A 20693-nucleotide genomic window follows, 5' to 3' on the forward strand; every position below is an offset into this window, starting at 1 on the left:
CCTCCATTTAAAATTTCTTATCAATAAAATAAGATTCATTATAAGGAATAGGCTCCGAAAACTTTTGGGTCAATTGTTGGGCCTGTTGCATAATTTGCATTTTATTGCTTATGGCGTCAGTTAAAATTTTATTAAGCTCGAGAGCTCTACCTAGTAGTATTCTTTCTTGGTCTGAATAAATTTGGTCCTCTAGCATTTGCAACTGGTTATACAGTTCGTCAATTTCTGTTTCCTTGCTAAAAAACAAATCTGGGATTTTGGAATGAATGCACTCTTCGTAAAGACAAATCAATTCGCCTATTATTTCAAGTCGACTCATACGGTGGCATCCTTTTTTACAATTAACAAAGCTTGCCTCCAAGTTTCTGTGAATCCCTTCCCAAATTCGATAACTTCATCCAAAATTTCAATTTGCTTGTACAAAATAAAATCATTTAACCTGCTTAAATAATACTGATACAGTTGATTTAATTGATTTGCTAAATCATACTTGAAATTCAAAGTAGCAATAAATTCATAAATAATTGCACGGGCTCCATGAATTCTTTCGAGCATTTGATCAGTTTCTTGTTTCAAAAAACAGACTCTCGCCATATTTAATTTTTTGCAGAACTCTTCGTACAATAGGAGTGTTAGATCACCTGGGCTAGCTGTCCCTACTTTCGTTTTTTGATAGTATTGATGATAATTTGATCCAACCATAAACACATCTCCTTATTTCGAAAGTTCTATTTGTTGCTTAGTATGAACCTGTCCCCAACTGTTGAGACAACCATGATCCTTGGCTGTTTAACTTCTGAATTGCTTTCTCCATAGCACTAAATTGTTTATAATAACGATTTTCCACCAATAGCATTCGTCTCTCATACGTATCCATCTTGTCATTCATTATTCTTAACTGTTCGCCAAATTGACTATTATCCATCACATCCGATATCATACCGGATCCAATTTTTTTAATAATCTTTTTGATTTGGGTATCTAAATCGTTATACAAACGCTCTGCAAATCCAATTTCTTCTTTGTAACCCTTAGCTTGAGGATCAAGTTGACTAGTCTTTGTGAACAGATTCATTACTCCATCTGGATTATTATTAATGGCATCCAACAGCTTTTGCTCGTCTATTTCAATCTTCCCTAAATCTGATAGATTCCCATTAGAGTACTTCTTAAAGTTCAAGCCAATATCAGATAAAGTGTTTAATTCATCGGGAAGACCTTTAACCTTTCCAATGAGTGAATTATGAGTAGTAAAAAGCACATCTTTAAGAATTGTATCTCTATAAAGAAGCCCTGTCTTTGCCTTGCCTTCCCATAACTCAATTTGCTTCTCGGTCATTTCTTTCTTTTCCTCATCTGTAAGAGGTAAATATGATCTCTCAGGTTTGGCTGTTGTGGATGCATTAATTTTGTCCACCAAATTATTATATTGATTTACAAACTCTTTAATTTGTGAAGCAATATTTTGTGTATCGCGGGAAACAGTTACCGATACATCCGAAGTAGACACCCCTTTTAACTCAAACTTCACTCCGTTAAACTCAAAAGAGTTGTTGTCCATTTCCAACTGTGTCCCATTGACTGTTACGATTGCCTTACTGCCGCTATCAGTAATTTCATTCGCATTATTAGGCTTAATATTAAATATTTCTGTCATTGCGCTGACACTTGAGTCATTTATGCTGATAGATGCTCCCGATCCGGTAGCTTTAGAACTCAACATAAACCTTTTATTAATACTATCATAGCTAATATTGACGCCAGCACCAGACGAATTGATTTGCTTCATGACTGTATCGTAAGTTGATCCTGCGGAGATAGTAAGAGGGGTACCATTAATCGAAATATTAACATCTGCGGCTATAGAAATTTTGTCAACGGCAGTGTTAACATCTTTTTTTTCTCCAACCACAAGAGCAGTGGTTGCCAATGATTCTACCCTTACAGTATAACTCCCCGAAGTTGCCGAGGATGTAGCGGTTGTATTCACAACACTAGTATTGCTGCTGGATGCCAATTGCTTACTATAAGCTGCACTGAACCTGAGCTTATCAGTAACGATTCTAAACGATGTCAACATTGTATTCACTTCTCTGTAGGCATCACGCTTCCACATTAACAATTGTTTCTGTTGACTCAATTTATTAACAGGAGCGCGCTCAACTTGCATTAGTTTGCTAATAATTGCGTCCGTGTCCAAACCAGAAGCAATGCCTCCAAATCGAATTGGTGTTGTCATTTATTCCACCTCCATTTCCTTATCTTCGTTCATCAACGATCAAACCAACTTGTTTACATAAATTATATACCAGGTCGATAAACTTCTCTGGCGGAATTTCCCTAATGATCTCGTCCGTTTCCGTATTGATCACCTTGACGATAATTTGTCGACTCTCACCATGAACAGACAGTTTCAAATGTGTGTCTGCATTACTTAAAGACTTATTTGTCCGTTCAATTAGTTCAGTGAAGTATTTTTCACCTATTGAAGGCACATTTTCGGATATTAAATTCTCATGTTGTTCGATTGCTTCAGGGCCCTCGGTCAACAAATTTATGTCATGGGATGGTGAAAACTTTTGTGAATGAGTTTCAATTCGCATCCACCTGCACCCCAAACCTATTATTTATAAAAAGGCCGGCCGGATAATCCGGCCGGCCTCCGTCTGATCATGTCATGAAAATTAACGAAGGAGTTGAAGCACACCTTGTGGCTGCTGATTCGCTTGTGCTAGCATTGCTGTTGCAGCCTGCTGCAGAATATTGTTCTTCGTAAATTCGCTCATTTCTTTAGCCATATCTACATCACGGATGCGAGATTCAGCTGCTTGAAGATTTTCCGAAGTAGTGCCCAAGTTGTTAATAGTATGTTCGAGACGGTTCTGAACAGCACCCAAATCGGAGCGAATTTCAGAAACAGAGTCGATCGCAGCTTGTACAGCCTTAAGGTTAGAGGCGGCAGTTGTGTTTTTCGCATCTGTCAGAGATGACAAAGTTTGAATTCCCAAAGAAGTAGAGTCAGCAGCTGCCAAAGTCAACGTAATCGTATCACCTTGGTTAGCACCCACTTGGAATACGAGTGCATTGCCATTCACACTACTGCTAATCAAATCTTTAGTGTTAAATTTAGTTTGGCTAGCGATATCGTTAATTTGAGACTTCAATTGAGAAATTTCAGAATCGATTTTCGCGGTGTCAGTAGTAGTCAACACTTCGTTCGCAGCCTGAGTATACAACTCAGCCATACGCTGGAGCATTGCATGAGTTTCATTCAAAGCACCTTCAGCTGTTTGAATCAGGGAAATACCATCAAGGGCATTCTTGGAGGCCTGTTCCAAACCGCGGATTTGGTTGCGCATTTTCTCGGAAATCGCAAGGCCAGCTGCATCGTCAGCCGCTCTGTTAATGCGGTATCCGGAGGAAAGCTTCTCCAGAGATTTGTTTTGAGCGCCATTATTGATAGACAATTGACGTTGTGTGTTGTAAGAACTGATATTGTGGTTAATACGCATGATAAAATTCCTCCTTGGAATGTGTTGGTGATTCGCATCCATGCTTCACCCATTTGTAATCGAACACATAGCATCCGGCCGTCACTGCTATGATTTTCGATGACTATAATATATATCGGCGTTTTAACCATATTGTTTATAGCTGTCTGAAAATTTTTTTATACATTTTATTTCTCTTTCTGAGCCGCAACCTGATAAAGAATCTCTTGAACATCTTCATTGAACTTAACTGCATATTGATTCTGTTGTTTAATTGCCTCATAGATTTCTTCTCTATAAATCGCGACATTCGAAGGCGCTTCGATACCTATCCGAACTTGATCACCATTGATCTCAATAATGGAGAGGACGATATTATCATTGATCATGATTTTTTGCCCTTTATTTCGAGACAGGATTAACATCGGAACCCTCTCCTTTCACCCCTCCAAGTAGCGGATGTTTCGTTGTATAGCGCCTTTGCTCTAGGACAATTTGAGCTGCAATATTCTTGGTTTGATTCATTACAATCGGAGCTTTCAAATTGCAGCTTATTTCTTCTTTAGAGCGAACTGTAACGATCACCATCACAGTCAGATCCCTATCACTCTGAACCTCTAAAGCATCTATCCAATAAGAATCCAATTGAAACTCATAATCTTTGAAAAAAACGAATGGACTTGTTACGATAAACGTTAAATCCTCATCCTCAACTGACTGCAAAAATTCAAAAGGATGTCGATTTCCCTCAGATTGGATCAATGTATACTTCTCTAAATCTTTGAACCCTAATATTGGGCCTACAAACGTAATCACTTGTTTTTCGTCGAATTCAATAGGTCCGAATCTCTTAGTATTAATGATCATTTTTAATAACCTCCCATTCTAACAACAATAGCTATAATGACATCTGTCCATTATAGCTATTGTATACCTGTCGTCAGACAACTGCATCCAGCTGTTTGCCCGTCGCAGACATAAATATAAAATTTTGATGAACCAGATACGGATTGATCTTGCCTGGATAGTAATCTATAACCGGGTTAAAGGTTTCCGGGTTAAACGTGACGCCTCCCGGCTTGTAATTCGTATGCACTTGCCCCGGAATAAAGATAATGTCGACATTATCGTAACCCGGTTCTCCGGCTAACTCTACTCTTGGTCGGTCATTAAATATATTGTCCCGCGCAACTTCCGCAAATACGTTTCCACCTTCTTGAACAGCCATCATGCGATCTCCATTACGGGCAATTTCTGCGATATTATGCATGGAGATCTGAAGAGAAGACTGCGCGATACGGTCTGTAATCTCCTCGAATCGTGCTTTACCAAGTGCTGACCATGCTTTTCTAGAATCAATTTCAAGACCAGCTATCGTCTGTTCCATCTCGAGCAAACCGTACTGTTTATCCATATTTATTGAGGGTCTGGGTTGTTCTATGCTTTGTTGAGCCCTCACTGTTTCAATCCCAATTTGTGAATATCCTTGTTGAATCTGAATACGGGGGATATTCATTCATACACCCCCTTATCTTAGAAAGTCCATCAAGCTCGGACGAATAATTCGGGCCATTGTATCCAACGAAGCTTGATAAATGCTCTCCGACGTTTTTAGGTCGATAATGACCTTTGAGATATCAGCGTCCTCGACCTTAGATTGAAGGTCCATATAGTTAATGTTCAAGTCGCCAAGCCGGCTGAGCGTGAATTCCAAACGGTTCTGTTTGCCCCCCATTTCAGCTTGAGCGGTAATGGTTGTTTCTAGATTTTTCTGGAGAGCTGGCACGGCATTTTGTATACCTACAGTATTATCCGTAAGCAAAGCTTGCCTTAAATTATCAACAACAGCAAAGATACTAGAAGCATCCCCGAAAGATCCAAAAACCTTCTCTCCAAGCGTGTTAACAGCAACGGTAATTCCCGCACCCACCTGATACCTTACTTCCCCATCATCAAGCTTGTACTGCGTCAAAACGGGATTATCAGGAAACGGCCGCTCATCCGTTCTCTCGCCATTAAAGATATATTTCCCTTTAAACTGAGAGTTCCCAAGAGAAACGAGTTGTTCAAATAACTGATCAACCTCAGCCGCAATATTCAAACGAGCATCCTTTGGAACCGTGTCCGTCCCACCTTGAACGGCCAACTCCGATAAACGCTGAATGATTTGCGTAACCTCGGTCATGACCGTGTCCCCGTATTTCAGCCACGAGTCCGCATCCTCCGCGTTTTGCTCAAACTGCGTCGTCGCCGTAATTTGGCTGCGGTATTGCAGAGCGCTGGCAACGCCGACCGGATCGTCGGAAGGACGATTGATCCGGCGCTGGGTCATCATCTGCTCCTGGTATTTATCCAGGCGTTTGTAGTTACCTTGCAGGCCGCTCATCATGGTGCTAGTCATCATGGATTGCGTTATCCGCATCGTTCATTCCTCCTATCTGCCGACGATGCCGGTGCTGTTGATTAATTTATCCAGCATCTCGTCGATTGTCGTAACAACGCGCGCGGACGCGCTATAAGCATGCTGGAAGCGAATAAGATCGGACATTTCTTCATCAAGCGAGACGCTGCTGATCGACATGCGGAGCGTGTCGGCGTGCTCCACCAGCAACGCCCCGTTCTCCACCATTTTCTTGGCGTTACTGCTGTCCGTGCCTAATTTGGAAATGACCGACTGCAAATACCCTTCAAAACTTGTAACATCCGTTACGCCGCCGTTACTGTTGTTCGGGTTAAAGCTGAATGTACGTTCCGACAACCCGGCAATCAATAAGGCCATGCCGCCATTCCCTTTTAGAACGACTTCAGCCGTACTGCCGTCCGGGTTCGTTTTCATCTCGGTCCGAAGGGACGCTGCGATGTTCTTCAAATCCGCCTGAATGGTGGCGCTTAATCTCATGTTCCCCGCTGTAATCGGTCCGCCGTCTGCCGACACGAAGAAATCCGTCCCGGCGGTTGCCGGTTCATTCAATGTATAACCCAGCTTATGCAGTCCGTTGAGGCCATCCACCGTATGCTTCGTGTCTTGGGCCAGCTTGCGCGGATTGGTTGGATCCATCACCGCATTCGGGATCGAGACACCTTGAGGCAGAATCGTGCCTGCCGGAAGCGTTACTTCCACTTTTCCGGTCGCGAGCGTATTTGCCATAATGTTAAGCTGGTTGATATACGATTCCACATGAACGTCGCGGGACGTCACGTAACCGGCAATCTCACCGCCCGTTAACGCAGTAGCAATGGCTGCGGTAACCGGGGTAGACGCCATATCATCAACGACGACTTGGTTTCCGAACGTCACCTGATACACATCGCCTGTTTCGGTCACGTTGACATTACCGAGGACGGAGAGCTGGTCGACAAGCAGATCCCGCTTATCCCTTAGATCGTTCGCGTTGTCGCCAAGCCCCTCGATCCGCTTAATGCTTCGCGTCAGCTCTGCAATCTGATCGATGTAGTTGTTGGCTTCCTCCACCTTGGTATCGATCCGGGACGTCAAATTGTTGCGAAGCGTATCCAGCTGGGAGTAAATGTGGTTAAACGTCTCCGTCAGCGCGATCGCTTTCTGCTGAACGGCCATGCGGGCCGATAAATCCGTATCGCTCGGATTTTTGCTCAGCGTCTGCCATGCTGTCCAGAACTCCGCAACACTTGCGCTTAAACTGCTCTCAGACGGTTCGTTGAAAATCCCCTCGATATTCGAAAGCGTCTCCTGCTGGACGTTCCATGTTGACAAATTTGTGTTCTGATTCCGATATTCAATATCCAGTAGATAATCGCGTACCCGCCGGATACTCTCAGCTTCCACGCCCATGCCGAGCTGGCCGGCTGCCTGCGAGCGCTGCATTCCCGGAAAGGCAATCGGGTTAGATGCAACCAGACGTGTAGTCTGCCGGGAATAACCAGGGGTATTCGCATTCGTTACGTTATGGCCGGCCGTGTTAATTGCAGCCTGCTGGGCAATCAAGCCCCGTTTTCCGATTTCGAGCAAATGAAATGTAGATCTCATCGTACCTATTCCTTTCTTCTTATGCCCTGGTATCAAACATGCTTCGGCCTTTACCTGCCGGACTTGGCTGGTTCGGATTCTGATACAGCATGTCATCTTCCGGACGGCTGACCAGCAGATTCAGGCTGTAATCTATAAATGCAAGGGACTGTTCAATCAGTTCCCGGTTGATCTGATTCAATTCCTTAAGCTCCGTCAGCCTGTCCATTAATTGACGCTGTACATCCAGCAGCTCCGTCTTCTCATCCGGGTTAAATACAAGACGAGTCATTTCAGTAACCGTCAGCTGAAGCTGGGAGCGGATGCCCTTCTCGCGCAAAAAATCCTCTGCTGCGCCTTGTCGCAGCGCTTCCGTTTCCGCCACCTGCTTCAGCAGGCGGTTCTCCCTGTTCATGACTGCTGCCAGGCGTTCCACATCGTTCGCTATAATGGCTTGCTTCTTATCATTCCCCGCCTCGATCAGCTGCCGGTGCAGCTCGTCCTGACGCTTCATATAATCGATAATCGATCTTGCACTCACTTGGATTCACCCGATTTATTGTAGGTTTGAAAATATGGGAGCAATTTATCTACAAGACGGTCTGCCGGCACTTCATAGGTGCCGTTAGAGACGGCTTCCTTCAAGCGCTGGATTTTCTCTGCGCGCTCCGGATCCTGTACCTTGCTTTGTGCGCTCAGTTCCATCGCCTCCGGTGAAATCGATACTTCATCCTTCTTACGTTTGTTCTTATCGATATGCTGCAACTCCCGAGATTCTATATTCCGTTGATACGAATTGACGCCGTTCACGCGTCCTGATTCGTTAATCTTCACGTTCAATCACCTCACTTAAAATAAAAAACCGATAAGCTTTACTAAGTTTATCGGTCCGAAATGGAGCATAGTTAATAGTTCAAAAGTTAGTATTTACGCAGTTTATCGACTGCGCGATAAGTCTCTTTTTCTTTACCGGACCCATGCTGATGTTCCTGGTCGGCCGCAGCCGCTTGCCGAAGCTCCCGTGTAAGTCTTGTCCTACAAGACTCGCACATATTGCTCTCACGGATCAGCGTGCCGCATACCTCGCACGGATAAGCCATGTTGGGCGCATTGGCAATCGATATCCGGCCTTCCCTGATAAACCGGGTAATCTGGCGGATCGAAACCTCTGTCGCTTCCGATACTTCATGGATCGTCGCGCCTTTCTGCTCCCGCAAGTAAGTAGCGCATTTCTCATATTCCTTCTCAATCTCTTTCAAGCATTCCGAACACATATCCCGAAAATTCAATGCATACAATCTGCCGCACCGAGGGCAATTCCCCAGATTCATGCTAAACGACCTCCATGCTTATCTAGAACCTTTAATACCCCTAGATTACATGATATCAGGCCTTACGTCTATCTTCCGCATATAGAAATCGCGAGATTTCCCCAGGCGCTTGATCTTATTCTCTTAAGATCGGGCCCAAGTTAAGCAATAAACTTCTATCGGTTGACCTAGGGCTTTTTCATGTTTTCGCAGCGCCTCCGCGCAGGCGTGGACCGTGCTCCCGGTAGTATAAATATCATCGATTAATAAAAGGCGAAGCGGAAGCAGCGCATTGCTCCTGTCCAGGACCATGTTCATCCGCTTCTCCGCTGCCGCGGAAATCCGGAACATCAGCTCGATTGCGTGCGGGCCCGAAACGAATGCGTCCTGCATATCCCTCATTCGGTCCATTCGGGTTTTAAAGCTCTGTTTATCGGTATGCCTTTTCCGCTGAAGCAGGCGAAGATACGGTACCTTTATCTTCCGGGCGAGTCCCGTTGCCATTGCCTCTGCCTGATTAAATCCCCGTTCCTGAAGCCGGACTTCACTAACCGGAACCGAAGTTACGGCATGGAACAGCCAGCCGCTCACCTGCCCGCCCCGTAGATGACGAGCACGCCCCTCAGGGCTAAGCTCCCGCTCCATCAGCGCGTAAGCCCTAGCCAGCATCCCCGCCAACAAACCGGCATACCGTTCATTTCCCCGATATTTGTATTGGGCCAGCCATTCGCGCATCAGCCCGTTATACATAACCGCGCTCCGATTCATGACAAAAGCCCGTTCGTTCAGCCCTGTGCGGCTGCAATCCGGACACCCGATCGCCCTCCCGCAGGCCAGGCAGCGAGGGTGTACGATCCATGGAATCACTCTTGCACAAGCATCACATATGCCAGCGAACTCCCGGTTTAATGGAGCGCTTTTCCCGCAGGCAAAACAGTTCTCCCTGGCTGCTCCTAATAAGCTGTGGGCCTTGTCCAGCATCTGTTTCAAGTAATGCGTAACCATAAAGAACGGCCTCCTTCCGTATAAAATCAAGACTCCATGCATTCGTTCATCGCTTCATCTTTGTCGCAGACTTGACTGCACGTGATGGCACGTGATGGTTTCGTTCTATCAAGGCTTTCCGCTGTAAAGTCTCTGTTTCGTACATCGTTCACGTCTTACTTCGGTAATCTCATAAACTATAGGCATTAATGGAATCAAAACTCAAAAGCGTCACATAAATACCAATGCTCCCCTGTAAATCCCTATGTATGCTCTATCCGCAGGTAGCCCCCCTTGCCCGCAATCCGGTTCATCTGCTTAATCTGACGTACGGCCAGGCTCTGGCTCCGGGTCCATTGCGGTGCCGCGAAAACCACCCGCCCTGCCGGATCATCCTTCGATCGCCCTGCCCGTCCTGCCATTTGGATGAGCGCGGCCTCGTCAAACAGATCGCTGTTCGCATCCATGATATAGACGTCGCTCTTCGGTACCGTTACGCCCCGCTCGAGAATCGTCGTCGTGACTAGCAGCCGAATCTCCCGGTTGCGAAAAGCCATGACCTTGTCCGCACGTGCGGGATCGACGGAAGACGTTCCTTCCATCGGCATATCCGGCATCGATTGCTGCAGCAGCTCAAGGAAGGGGGCAATATGGCGGATCCGGGAGACGAACAGGAACACCTGAGCCCCGCGCGACAACGAAGCTCTCAAGCTCCGCACCAAGGGGACCGGCAGCCGGCGCTGCTGCAAACAGCGGTGCACCGGAAAGATCTTCAGCTTGCGAGGAACCGGCAGCGGGTGTCCGTGGAAACGGGCCGGAACCTTGGCATGGGGCAATCGTCCCCTGGCAGCCTCCCGTTGGAGAGGAGCAGGAGGAGTCGCCGACAAGTAAATGTATTTGCCCTCTTTCTTGCAAGCATTGCGGGCTGCATAAGCCAGCATCGGATCGTTATGGTAGGGAAAGGCATCGATCTCATCAATAACCACGAGATCGAACGCCTCCCGAAACCGTAACAGCTGATGCGTTGTAGCCAGAGTGATGCTTCCCCGTTTCCATCGCTCGGGGCTGCCGCCATACAGCGTAATGACCTGCTCGTCCGGAAAAGCCTTGGACAACCGCGGGGCCAGCTCGAGCACGACATCACGTCTAGGGGCCGCCACCAGGACGCGGCCACCCGCGTCCAATACGGCTTGTAGGAGCGGAAAGATCATCTCGGTCTTTCCGGCTCCGGTGACCGCCCAGATGAGAAACCGGGCGGGCCCCGCGGAGCCCCCTGCGGGCGGCTCCGCCAAGAACCGCAGCGCAGCGCCGGCGGCGGCGCTCTGCGCTGCGCTCAGCCCCCACCGGCCCAGGGCCGCGGTGGGGGCCCCCGGCCGTGCCCCGCACGGCCGGCCCTGCTGCGCCATGCAGCAGCAGGGTGCAAGCGCGGCTGCGCCCCATCGCGAGGCAGGCCTCGCAATAGGCGCAAGCCGCCGAGCCGCACGCGGCGCATGCCGTGCGGCTTCGGGCCTCGCTGCCGCATCGCCGGCAGCGGGGGCCATGGCCCGGCCGCGGCGCAGCCGGCCGGGCGGCACCCGCGGGGCGGGCTGCGCCAGCCCCGCTTCCATGCGCAGGCGGCCCAGCAGGACGCCGAGCTGGGCCGCGGAGCGCCAGCCGCCGGTGCCCCCGGCGGCTTCCGCAAGAAGAGCCTCGACCTCGCCGGCGAGCAAGGCTCGGCCCTCGATGGCGCTGATGAGCTGCTCAGCCTGCCTCATCAGCACCGTCCATTCCTTGCTGCCGCTTGGCGTCCAGCCGGACAGCACCGCACGCTCGTCGAGCATGCGGACATCCTGCGTGACGTTCCTCCATCTCGCTTGACTCCGCTCGGGCTCCTCACTGATAAAGCTTCCGATCTGCTTATCCACATAGCCCTGCCACTCCTCGACACCCCACTGATCCATTTCTTGAAGCAGTCTGAACGTATCCCGGATTGAGGCTGCCCACCCCAGCGGGATCGAAGAAGCAAGGATAACCATGCGAGGCGAACGGCCGCTGATCCCTTTCTGCCCCTCGCCGTCTCCATACCACCAATGCAAATCCACCTGCATATCCAGTGAGAGATAGCATCGCCATGCATCCGATGTCCGGACAGCATATACGATCATCTGCATATCCACAAACCCTCCATTTACCACGGTTAAAGTTGGAATCTGATACATCCAAACCACAACGAGGAATCATCCATGCAAACAAAAAAACCGATTCAATATGAGAGGTCATCAATTTCATTCCACGCCTACTCCACCGGATGGAAATTGCCTCTCACGTTCTTCGCTGTACCGAGCGAGGCACGCAGTGCATGATGCTTGGCTTTGCCGCCCGGTGGATTGGATACACGTTCGCAGGCGCGTGGATAGAGCATCAGCATCCTGATTTTCTCCCCAACGCAAAAAAGCACCCTCCTTCCCATCTGGAATCGGAGTGTGCTTCACGCCTCTTTTGTTCCTATTCTATTCCAAAGCATCTTGGGACGAGTCGGCATCTTCATCGTTCATCCTTGGACATAAGGAATCCGGATCGCCTCGAGCGGGTTGCGCAGATCGATCGTCATGATCGGGGGGTCCTCCGCCTCCCCATTGGTGTCATGTAAGGACGAATTGCCGGAGCGCCAAGTTCCGTACACCAGCTCAATGCCGGACAAAGGCGTTAACCGTTCCACAATCCGCAACGTATCGTCATGCGACTGGTCATCTAGGACGGTGACGCGAATCCGCGTCCCGCTCATCAGAGCATATAATGAAAGGGCTCTCAAGTACCATTCCACCTGCCGCTCATGGTTGGACGTGATCAGCACGTAATGCATGCGCCGCTTGGTGACTTTTCCGTTTCTGCGTAGATGGCGAGCGTGAATAACATGAACCAGAAGGGCAGCGATGCCGTACACCGCAAGGATCCACAGCAAATGGGCAACCATGAGGCTCACCTCCTTCTCATATCCACACTATATGCCGATATGGAAGGGACGGTGACAGTTATGTAACGAACAGCCCACACCGAAACCTGCCGTGGCGACTCAAAAGGCGTTCGCTTTCCATAAGAAAGGAATCCGCCCAGGCAGCCCTCCTAAGTTATACTCGTCCATGCGCTCCAAATGAGCGAAAAATTACAGCGTTACCCAGCCGTATTTAATGGAGTTGATAACCGCTTGCGTACGGTCGTCAACCTCCATCTTCTGCAAAATGCTGCTGACGTGGTTTTTAACCGTTTTTTCGCTAATGAACAGATATTCACCAATCATCTTGTTGCTCTTGCCCTCGGCCATCAGTCTCAGCACTTCGGCTTCGCGGCGTGTCAGCGGGTTGTTCTCCCCTGCCACAAACTTAACGCCGGCCTCGCGCGCACCGCCCTCAGCCATGGCGCCTGCCTCGTTCACGTAGGTCATGCGGCGGAGCTGGTGAATCAGTTTGCCTGTCACCTTCGGATGGATAAACGCATACCCTTCATGCACGGAACGAATGGCGTTGATCAGCGATTCCGCCTCCATATCCTTCAAGAGATACCCATTAGCTCCTTTGCGAAGCGTCTCGAACACGTAGCTCTCGTCGTCATGAATGGAAAGAATGATGACCTTGATCTCCGGGAACATTTCACGCAGCTTCTCGGTTGCTTGAACCCCGTTCTCGGTCGGCATATTGATGTCCATCAATACGATATCGGGTTTCACTTCGTTGCAGAACTCCAGCACCTGGATGCCGTCTCCGCATTCGCCGATGACGTCGATGTCATCCTCCATATTTAAAATGCGCTTGAGACCCTCCCTAAATAACTGGTGGTCATCCGCTAATAATACTTTAATCAGTGTATTTTCGTTTTCTAAGTGTTCCATCCCATTACTCCTTTCCCTTTTCTACGTTCGTCGGGATATGAATGATGATCTTCGTCCCTTGATTCTCGGCAGATTCGATCTCCATTCTCCCTTCGAGCAGCTCTACCCTCTCCCGCATGCCAATTAACCCAAAGTGGTCCTTGCTCTTCTGTTCCAGCAAGTTGACATTGAATCCCAGGCCGTTGTCCTGTACGACAATCTTGACCAATTGGGCCTGGTACGTAATTTCCACCAATACATAAGTCGGGTAAGCATGTTTTGCAGCATTCGTAAGTGCTTCCTGCACCAAACGGTAGATGGCCGCCTCCATCGCAGAAGAGAGACGATGCTCTTTCCCCCGTGTTTCGAAGATCGTGCGGATTTTGGATTTTTCTTCAAAATCATGCACATATTTACGCAGCGTGGGAATTAATCCTAGATCATCGAGTGCCATTGGACGCAGATTGAAAATTACCTTTCGCATTTCCTCCAGGCTTGAGCGAACCTGCCCCTTCAAATCTACTATTTCGTCCTGCACCATCTTAAATTCCTGCTTAGCTAGCATTCTTTCTACAATTTCCGTCCTAAGAACCAGATTGGCAAGCAACTGTGCAGGACCATCGTGAATTTCCCGGGATATCCGTTTGCGTTCTTCTTCCTGGGCCAGGATAATTTTCAGACCGATGACCTGCCGGTTCTTCGCAGATTCGATAATGCGGGACACCTGCCCCAGCTCACCGGACAAGTACTCCAGCACCACGCCCATCTGGGATCCGATCGATTCGGCTCGCTCGACGGAGTTCTCCACGTTGCGGACACGCTTTTGCAACTCATCCCGTCTTGCCTTCAAATACATTTCCTTCTCCCGGTAGATCATGAGATCCAGCTGCAGCTGTGTCGCCTTCTCGTACGCCTGCTTGATATCCTCTTCCTTATACCGGACGAAATCCCGGCTGACTTCCGTCAGCCGGATCCGGGAACGGCGATAATTCAGTTCGAGCTGGTCCACTTTCTCCAAGGTTTCCGTCGTTTCCTTCAAAGTCCGCTTTAGTTCCTGATTCAGAGACACCAGCTCCTGCCGAGACGCCTCCAAAATTTCGAACATCTGGTATTTGCTGTCCTCCATCACTTTGATGGCATTCTTTATGACACGGTCGATGGCATCGGCTTGATAATCCACGCACTCTACTCCATTTCTAACGTTTCATATACATATCATACCATATCATGATTCGATCGTAACGGTCTTCGTGTTCTTGTCCCATTTTACTTTAAGGCCTAATTGCTCGGAAACGAGGCGGAGAGGGACCAAAGTCCTCCCCCCTTGAACCATAGGAGCTACAGCAGCCGAATGACGCTTGCCGTTCAAAATAAATTCCTTCTTGCCGACGGTCAGCTCCAGCATCATGCCGCCTCTCAATACGCCTACCCGCTGTGCGGATTGATTCCAGGTGGCTTGTCCGCCAAAGGCGTCCAGCACATGCTTGATCGGTACATACGTCGTTCCGTTCTTCAGGATCGGCGCTGAATCAATCGCTACCTTGGAGCCGTTAAGCACGAGTGATTTTTGCCCGATCGTCATGACTGCCTTGCCTGTCGGAAGGCCTTCGCTGCCCGCCACAGCCGGCATCGTAAACCGTATATCATCAAAGGATACCGAGCCTGTCAAAGCGCGCTCATCCTGTCCCTCATCCACGTTCACGACGTACATGCGCTTCAATTGAGCTGGGAATGCAATATTGTAACCGGTCAGGTCGATATTCAGCGTTTTCCAGCCGGTCCAGTCGATCGCCTTGGCCAAATCAACATAGACGGTCTTGCCGTTGTTGTCCTTCAGCTCAGCCCGGAGCCAGTTCAGGCTGCTGTCGCCTTCCACGTCGATCGCCATGGACGTTGCCTGTGCCGGAATTGTTTTACCGGTTGTACCGTTGAACTCGGCGTATGCATACATCTTCTGTCCAAGCCCGCCGGTCATATCATAGGTCAGCTTCAGCACCTTGGAGTTGGCGTGGCTTCCGCTTCCCTTCACGATGGATGCCGTACCGGTTACGGCAGGCACATTTGTTGTGAATTTGATCGGATAGCTTACATTTTCAAAGTTCTCCCAAGTGCTCTCACCGGCCGCGGACAAAATGACAACCGTGCTAAAGCCGTCATATCTAGCGATCGCATATCCTACCTTGGTGTTGCTGTTTACGGATGTAACGGTCAGGCGGCCGTCTTTGACGCTGCCCTTAAACCCGATGAATTCCCACTTCAGCGCACTGCTTGGAACCTCCAGGCTTTGCCCTGATCTCGTTACAGCCGTTACTGGAACGGACACGCTCGTTCCTGCCTGAAGCGGCGCACTGGATACCGCCGTCGTCAGCGCTGCCAGATCATCGGCTCCCAGTACGTTCACCTGCATCGTTGCCTTCGTGCTGCCGCTAACCGCAGTCAGTGTGGATGTGCCCGGCTTCACTGCCTTAATGCTTTGGCCGTTGATCGCCAGATTACCGTTGCTGGATTTCCAGGTCGGTTTGATGGATCCCGCATCAATCGGGTTGTAATAGGTGTCGTAGCCCTTCAGTTCATACGACCCTGTCTGGCCGATCAGGAGCGTGCTGCTGCCGCTAACCTTTAAGCCCTTTAAGTTGCCCTTGGGAGCTGTAGAGAACACGCCGAGCGCGTTTACGACGCTCCGCTGTGTAGTGCCATATTCTGTAGGGAAAGTCAGCTCCGTACTCATCTCGGCCAGCGGACGATTGACCATCGTGGTGGATCCGCCGCCATCCAGATTCATGCCCTTCCATACCCCGATTTTGCTCATGAAATCCTGCAGCTGCTGCAGGGTCATACCCGTGCTGCCGTCATTGCGCTCGGTTGCAATCAGATACGCATAACGGCCATCCTTCGAGTAGCCTACAGCCGTCCGGGCGCGCGTGCCGCCGAGGTCGTTGACGTTGCGGGAGAACGAAGCGGCTTTGCCGTTATCCACCAGAATCGTATGACCGCCGATCATCATTTGGAGTGAGGAAGGATCCAGCTTCTGACCTGATTTTTTAGATACTAGGGTGTAATCCGCCGTCAGCTTCTGACCGACCTCCAGGTTATTTTTCACGAATTCGGCAGCTGCTCCGTGAGTACGAAGAACATAGCTGCCTTCCGGGACTGCTGTCGGCAAGCCTGCCATAACAGATATGTCCGTAATGACGCCGTCCGTTACCATAACCTCTGTTGGTGTCGTCGAGCTATTTAATGGACGGTCAATGGCCTTCCAGGCGCTAGTGTACAAATACGCTGCGTTCACATGACTGAAGGTCGATCCGGTACCCTCCGGGTTGTAAGCTGTTTTGTTAATGCCTGCGAGCGGGAACGTTGCTCCATTCTCAGCCGTGATGCTTCCTGAAAAAGCAAACTCATCCAAGATCGGCTTGCCATCCTTTGTGACGGCAAATGCATACATTCCCTTCAGCGCGGATGGAGAGGACATGAGATCGCCATTGGACACTTGAGGACCCATTGGAGCCCCTTCGCGATTCGTAATGAAGAAGTCGCCGTTAATCGCGGCAACCGCCCCATGCTCCTTGGCCATACCGCCTGTGCTCTGTCTTGTTGTAAACTGGTTCCCCTTGCCTGCCATCACATCCAGCTTCACATACGGGTTGTTTAAGTCGACACGGACGACATTGGCAAGCGATTTCGCGCCGGTGCTGCTCGTATATTGATACTTCATCAATACAGCACCAGAGGTGATAATCTCTTCTCCAAGCTTCTTGACCGACGTCGTTGCCGCATAGGCGACGGAGGCTGGTGACAGCTTGTCTATCACAGGCAAACTGCCGCTAAGTACGGGGCTCACCCAGATGACCCCTGCCAACGTAACGATTAACCATTTTTTACCTACTGTCGTTTGGTTTGACTTCAGTGCTTTCCCCTGTCTTGCCATGTAATCGTAACTCTCCCATCTCTTTGTTCAACACATATGCCGAACATGTAAAGTCTCTAATTAATAGACTTCATTTTTGAGGAAAAGTTACGATTTTGTTATAAAAAAACGCTTGGGCGTATTCTACACCAACTCTTTCTGATTTCACAGGTGGATTTTTTGGTAGGCTTGGTGTCTCTATCCTATTCTACAATATATTCGTGTAAAAATGACAGTTTTGTCATATAACCCTTTCCTATTTTACCATAAATTAAGCCAAAAAAGCTGATACCCTTAGCAGGCATCAGCTTTTTAAAATGTTACTTTTTTGTAATGACTATCGTTACAAATGATTAAGATTAGTTTGCTTGGGCTTGCTCTTTGAGGGCCTCAGCCTTGTCTACGCGCTCCCATGGCAGGTCGATATCGGTACGGCCAAAGTGTCCGTAAGCCGCTGTTTGCTTGTAGATTGGGCGGCGAAGATCCAGCATGCGGATAATGCCAGCCGGACGCAGGTCAAAGTTATTGCGGACAAGCTCAACGAGCTTCTCTTCGCTGACTTTACCGGTACCATAGGTATCCACGCTGATCGATACCGGATTTGCGACACCAATCGCGTAAGCAAGCTGGATTTCGCATTTGTCGGCCAGGCCGGCAGCAACGAGGTTTTTAGCCACGTAGCGGGCCGCGTAAGCCGCGGAACGGTCGACTTTTGTAGGATCCTTGCCGGAGAATGCACCGCCGCCATGACGAGCGTAGCCGCCGTAGGTGTCGACGATGATTTTACGTCCGGTCAGACCGGCATCCCCTTGCGGGCCACCGATTACAAAACGTCCCGTTGGGTTAATGAAATATTTGGTTTCCGCATCCAGCAGTTCAGCTGGAACGACCGGAAGAATGACGTGCTCTTTGATATCCTTCTGAATTTGCTCCAGCGTAACTTCCTCTGCATGCTGCGTCGATACGACAATCGTGTCTACACGAACCGGCTTATCGCCGTCATATTCAATCGTAACTTGCGTCTTGCCGTCCGGACGCAGGTAGCTAAGCGTACCGTCTTTACGTACCTCGGACAAGCGACGAGCGATGCGGTGAGACAATGCGATCGGCAGCGGCATAAGCTCAGGCGTCTCGTTGGTAGCAAAACCAAACATAAGGCCTTGGTCGCCGGCACCGATGTTTTCGGTTTCCTTATCCACTTGGGAAGGATCACGACTCTCCAGTGCAGCGTTTACTCCCTGTGCAATATCGGCCGATTGCTCATTCAGCGATGTCAGCACCGCGCATGTATTGGAATCAAAACCGTATTTTGCACGCGTGTACCCAATTTCCTTCACGGTGTTACGAACGATGGATGGGATGTCCACGTATTCTGAACTTGTACTAATTTCACCAATGACCAGTACCAGACCTGTAGCAACGGAGACTTCGCAAGCCACGCGCGCATTCGGGTCGTTAGCCAAAAATGCATCGAGTACCGCATCGGAAATCTGGTCACAAATTTTATCCGGATGTCCTTCAGTTACGGACTCTGATGTAAATAAACGTCGCCCTGTTAAAGACATGAGATCAACCTCCCATATAAATAGTATGTGAATATTCAAGAGGTCCTACACAAAAAATGAACCTTTTCCGACAGGAAAAGGTTTGAAATGTACAATCCTCAACATGCATATTAACGTATTTGTTACCAGGTGTCAATCCAGTTATCCGGCAGTTTTCAAGGATTTTCTTGGATGTTTTCAAGACGAGGCAAGTCCGTAAATGTTCCTACAATCGCTGTTGCTCCTAAATTTCTTACTCAGAATAAATAAGTTGAACTTAACGAGGTAGAGCAGCTGTGTGAAATGTTCTTACGATCCCTGTTGTTCGCAGATTTCTTTAATTTAACTGAACTCGATTGTGGTAGAAATCCTCTCACAAAGGCGAACACTGTCGTTTTTCTTCAGAATCATTTCACACTCTTGCTTTACCCTCGTATTTCTTTTGCTCAACTTATCTTAATACAGTTCAAGAACGATCACAGGCTTATGTTCCAGATGAAGCTTCTTTTAGAAATCTTTTACGGAAGTATTTTACTCCCTTGCTTGCATTTGTTTCTTGGTCCCTTCAAAACATCAGCTAAAAGTTATGAGGCCATTACAATCTGCCGAACAGACTCTGCTCTGCATTTCGTACAAGGCGCTTGGTAATTTCTCCGCCAACGGATCCGTTCTCACGGGAAGTGAGATGACCCCATCCTGGACGGCGGTTTGATGAGCTGCCTCCAATTGCTCCAAGTTCTGATCCAAATTCGGTATCGGCTCCATTCGAACTGCCATATCCCACATTCAAACCAAACTCAGCGGCAATTTCATATTTCATCTGATTCAGCATATGACGGCTTTCCGGTACAACCTGACGATTACGATTGCTGCGTGGCATAATGAAACACCTCCTGTAAATGTGATTACAGAAGTATTATTTGTTTAATATATGTTACGCACACGTATTAAAGCTTGTCACTGCTGGCAATAATTATAGGAAGACGGTTTATCACATTTAACGTTGGCATGATGAAATTGAACAAGATATTTCATCCCTTGATTGCTTTATTTTATGGTATAACCGCCTCGTACCATGACAATGAGACCATTCTTCTGCCCTTCCTTCACCTGAATGCCACGACCTTCACGCGGGAAGGAGAGCAGATGGTTCTTCGGCGCAGCTTGTCCATTGAGCAGGTCCTTACCATCGGTCAGGTCTGCAACACCGTTGGAATCCTCGGTGTAGATAACGGCGTTACCCGAACGCACAATAAATTCTGCACCAGCATCAGCAATCAGAATTTTGCCAGGCTTCAAGGCAACGTTCTTCACTTCATCCGAGCCTTGGGAAGGTTGTGTTGGAGTGGTTGGGCTCGTTGGGGTAGTAGGGTTTGTTGGAGTCGTTGTCCCTCCTCCGCCTAGCGCTTTTTGGATTTGTTGATCCACGTAGCTCTTAGTTACGACAGGGTCGTCGGCTGTGCCGGGCGTGGTGCTGGCGCCAGTAGCCGTATTGCTATAAACGGCACCAATCAATATCCCTGCCCCAATTGCCAGTGTAGCTAAGGTAACCTTCGTATAAGGTTTCATGTCCTCTGTTCCTCCTAAAGTTTTCTATACTACATAACTATAATGAAAAAAAAAGTACT

Annotated in this window: 23 protein-coding genes; all 23 read right to left on the minus strand. The window is 48.7% G+C overall.

All coding sequences use genetic code 11. The features are described 5' to 3' along the window. Positions 1–7: 7 nt before the first annotated feature. The 23 genes from NST08_RS27030 to NST08_RS27140 all read right to left on the minus strand — a co-directional run bounded on the left by NST08_RS27030 (position 8) and on the right by NST08_RS27140 (position 20634). Positions 8–319, minus strand: coding sequence for a hypothetical protein (locus NST08_RS27030; protein ID WP_251535749.1), 312 nt, complete (start codon positions 317–319; stop codon positions 8–10). Next, positions 316–702 (minus strand): flagellar export chaperone FliS, encoded by a 387-nt coding sequence (gene fliS / locus NST08_RS27035; protein WP_251535750.1) that lies wholly within the window; start codon positions 700–702, stop codon positions 316–318. The genes NST08_RS27030 and fliS overlap by 4 nt, the downstream gene beginning before the upstream one ends. 37 nt (positions 703–739) lie before the next feature. Beyond that, the gene (gene fliD / locus NST08_RS27040) at positions 740–2239 is read right to left on the minus strand and encodes a flagellar filament capping protein FliD (RefSeq protein ID WP_251535751.1); all 1500 of its coding nucleotides are present in this window, start codon (positions 2237–2239) and stop codon (positions 740–742) included. 19 nt (positions 2240–2258) lie between these two features. Next, positions 2259–2603, minus strand: coding sequence for a flagellar protein FlaG (locus tag NST08_RS27045; RefSeq protein WP_251535752.1), 345 nt, complete (start codon positions 2601–2603; stop codon positions 2259–2261). Positions 2604–2684: 81 nt separating this feature from the next. Further along, on the minus strand, positions 2685–3512 hold the full coding sequence (locus NST08_RS27050) for a flagellin N-terminal helical domain-containing protein (protein WP_251535753.1): 828 nt from the start codon (positions 3510–3512) through the stop codon (positions 2685–2687). A 167-nt stretch (positions 3513–3679) separates the two neighbouring features. Next, positions 3680–3916 carry a carbon storage regulator CsrA gene (csrA, locus tag NST08_RS27055; protein ID WP_251535754.1) on the minus strand — a complete coding sequence of 79 codons (237 nt, stop codon included), beginning with the start codon at positions 3914–3916 and terminating at the stop codon, positions 3680–3682. Next, on the minus strand, positions 3894–4358 hold the full coding sequence (fliW, locus tag NST08_RS27060; RefSeq protein ID WP_251535755.1) for a flagellar assembly protein FliW: 465 nt from the start codon (positions 4356–4358) through the stop codon (positions 3894–3896). The genes csrA and fliW overlap by 23 nt, the downstream gene beginning before the upstream one ends. A gap of 73 nt (positions 4359–4431) precedes the next feature. After that, positions 4432–5007 carry a DUF6470 family protein gene (locus NST08_RS27065; protein WP_251535756.1) on the minus strand — a complete coding sequence of 192 codons (576 nt, stop codon included), beginning with the start codon at positions 5005–5007 and terminating at the stop codon, positions 4432–4434. 12 nt (positions 5008–5019) lie between these two features. Then, positions 5020–5913 carry a flagellar hook-associated protein FlgL gene (gene flgL / locus NST08_RS27070; protein ID WP_251535757.1) on the minus strand — a complete coding sequence of 298 codons (894 nt, stop codon included), beginning with the start codon at positions 5911–5913 and terminating at the stop codon, positions 5020–5022. A gap of 12 nt (positions 5914–5925) precedes the next feature. After that, a complete protein-coding gene (gene flgK, locus NST08_RS27075) occupies positions 5926–7497 on the minus strand; it encodes a flagellar hook-associated protein FlgK (protein WP_251535758.1) in 1572 nt (523 codons plus the stop codon). 19 nt (positions 7498–7516) lie between these two features. Continuing rightward, complete coding sequence (locus tag NST08_RS27080) at positions 7517–8017, minus strand: flagellar protein FlgN (protein ID WP_251535759.1); 501 nt, start codon at positions 8015–8017, stop codon at positions 7517–7519. Next, positions 8014–8310, minus strand: a complete 297-nt coding sequence (gene flgM, locus NST08_RS27085; protein ID WP_251535760.1) for a flagellar biosynthesis anti-sigma factor FlgM — start codon at positions 8308–8310, stop codon at positions 8014–8016. The genes NST08_RS27080 and flgM overlap by 4 nt, the downstream gene beginning before the upstream one ends. An 86-nt stretch (positions 8311–8396) precedes the next feature. Continuing rightward, positions 8397–8807: a TIGR03826 family flagellar region protein gene (locus NST08_RS27090; protein ID WP_144877991.1), complete on the minus strand. Its 411-nt coding sequence runs from the start codon at positions 8805–8807 to the stop codon at positions 8397–8399. Positions 8808–8930: 123 nt separating this feature from the next. Next, entirely contained in the window at positions 8931–9791 is an 861-nt protein-coding gene (locus tag NST08_RS27095) for a ComF family protein (RefSeq protein ID WP_251535761.1), read from the minus strand. Positions 9792–10033: 242 nt separating this feature from the next. Further along, on the minus strand, positions 10034–11920 hold the full coding sequence (locus tag NST08_RS27100; protein WP_341342501.1) for a DEAD/DEAH box helicase: 1887 nt from the start codon (positions 11918–11920) through the stop codon (positions 10034–10036). Between the two features lie 125 nt (positions 11921–12045). Continuing rightward, the gene (locus tag NST08_RS27105) at positions 12046–12171 is read right to left on the minus strand and encodes a hypothetical protein (protein WP_260985763.1); all 126 of its coding nucleotides are present in this window, start codon (positions 12169–12171) and stop codon (positions 12046–12048) included. A gap of 129 nt (positions 12172–12300) precedes the next feature. After that, positions 12301–12723, minus strand: coding sequence for a hypothetical protein (locus tag NST08_RS27110; RefSeq protein ID WP_144877987.1), 423 nt, complete (start codon positions 12721–12723; stop codon positions 12301–12303). 189 nt (positions 12724–12912) lie between these two features. Then, the gene (locus tag NST08_RS27115; protein ID WP_251535763.1) at positions 12913–13635 is read right to left on the minus strand and encodes a response regulator; all 723 of its coding nucleotides are present in this window, start codon (positions 13633–13635) and stop codon (positions 12913–12915) included. A gap of 4 nt (positions 13636–13639) precedes the next feature. After that, positions 13640–14794 carry a histidine kinase gene (locus NST08_RS27120; protein ID WP_028405625.1) on the minus strand — a complete coding sequence of 385 codons (1155 nt, stop codon included), beginning with the start codon at positions 14792–14794 and terminating at the stop codon, positions 13640–13642. Between the two features lie 45 nt (positions 14795–14839). Beyond that, on the minus strand, positions 14840–17542 hold the full coding sequence (locus NST08_RS27125) for a stalk domain-containing protein (RefSeq protein ID WP_341342502.1): 2703 nt from the start codon (positions 17540–17542) through the stop codon (positions 14840–14842). A 338-nt stretch (positions 17543–17880) separates the two neighbouring features. Further along, on the minus strand, positions 17881–19086 hold the full coding sequence (gene metK / locus NST08_RS27130; protein ID WP_341342503.1) for a methionine adenosyltransferase: 1206 nt from the start codon (positions 19084–19086) through the stop codon (positions 17881–17883). Positions 19087–19660: 574 nt separating this feature from the next. After that, entirely contained in the window at positions 19661–19945 is a 285-nt protein-coding gene (locus tag NST08_RS27135; RefSeq protein ID WP_213615923.1) for an alpha/beta-type small acid-soluble spore protein, read from the minus strand. Positions 19946–20112: 167 nt separating this feature from the next. After that, positions 20113–20634, minus strand: coding sequence for a hypothetical protein (locus NST08_RS27140; RefSeq protein WP_341342504.1), 522 nt, complete (start codon positions 20632–20634; stop codon positions 20113–20115). Positions 20635–20693: the final 59 nt, after the last annotated feature.

The sequence above is a fragment of the Paenibacillus sp. FSL K6-1566 genome (assembly GCF_038050475.1).
In the GTDB taxonomy this organism is placed as follows: domain Bacteria; phylum Bacillota; class Bacilli; order Paenibacillales; family Paenibacillaceae; genus Paenibacillus_AQ; species Paenibacillus_AQ lactis.

Coding starts and splice junctions, on each gene's coding strand:
- NST08_RS27030 (WP_251535749.1), bottom strand. CDS start 319: ATGAGTCGACTTGAAATAATAGGCGAATTGATTTGTCTTTACGAAGAG.
- fliS (WP_251535750.1), bottom strand. CDS start 702: ATGGTTGGATCAAATTATCATCAATACTATCAAAAAACGAAAGTAGGG.
- fliD (WP_251535751.1), bottom strand. CDS start 2,239: ATGACAACACCAATTCGATTTGGAGGCATTGCTTCTGGTTTGGACACG.
- NST08_RS27045 (WP_251535752.1), bottom strand. CDS start 2,603: ATGCGAATTGAAACTCATTCACAAAAGTTTTCACCATCCCATGACATA.
- NST08_RS27050 (WP_251535753.1), bottom strand. CDS start 3,512: ATGCGTATTAACCACAATATCAGTTCTTACAACACACAACGTCAATTG.
- csrA (WP_251535754.1), bottom strand. CDS start 3,916: ATGTTAATCCTGTCTCGAAATAAAGGGCAAAAAATCATGATCAATGAT.
- fliW (WP_251535755.1), bottom strand. CDS start 4,358: ATGATCATTAATACTAAGAGATTCGGACCTATTGAATTCGACGAAAAA.
- NST08_RS27065 (WP_251535756.1), bottom strand. CDS start 5,007: ATGAATATCCCCCGTATTCAGATTCAACAAGGATATTCACAAATTGGG.
- flgL (WP_251535757.1), bottom strand. CDS start 5,913: ATGCGGATAACGCAATCCATGATGACTAGCACCATGATGAGCGGCCTG.
- flgK (WP_251535758.1), bottom strand. CDS start 7,497: ATGAGATCTACATTTCATTTGCTCGAAATCGGAAAACGGGGCTTGATT.
- NST08_RS27090 (WP_144877991.1), bottom strand. CDS start 8,807: ATGAATCTGGGGAATTGCCCTCGGTGCGGCAGATTGTATGCATTGAAT.
- NST08_RS27095 (WP_251535761.1), bottom strand. CDS start 9,791: ATGGTTACGCATTACTTGAAACAGATGCTGGACAAGGCCCACAGCTTA.
- NST08_RS27100 (WP_341342501.1), bottom strand. CDS start 11,920: ATGCAGATGATCGTATATGCTGTCCGGACATCGGATGCATGGCGATGC.
- NST08_RS27105 (WP_260985763.1), bottom strand. CDS start 12,171: ATGCTCTATCCACGCGCCTGCGAACGTGTATCCAATCCACCGGGCGGC.
- NST08_RS27110 (WP_144877987.1), bottom strand. CDS start 12,723: ATGGTTGCCCATTTGCTGTGGATCCTTGCGGTGTACGGCATCGCTGCC.
- NST08_RS27115 (WP_251535763.1), bottom strand. CDS start 13,635: ATGGAACACTTAGAAAACGAAAATACACTGATTAAAGTATTATTAGCG.
- NST08_RS27125 (WP_341342502.1), bottom strand. CDS start 17,542: ATGGCAAGACAGGGGAAAGCACTGAAGTCAAACCAAACGACAGTAGGT.
- metK (WP_341342503.1), bottom strand. CDS start 19,086: ATGTCTTTAACAGGGCGACGTTTATTTACATCAGAGTCCGTAACTGAA.
- NST08_RS27135 (WP_213615923.1), bottom strand. CDS start 19,945: ATGCCACGCAGCAATCGTAATCGTCAGGTTGTACCGGAAAGCCGTCAT.
- NST08_RS27140 (WP_341342504.1), bottom strand. CDS start 20,634: ATGAAACCTTATACGAAGGTTACCTTAGCTACACTGGCAATTGGGGCA.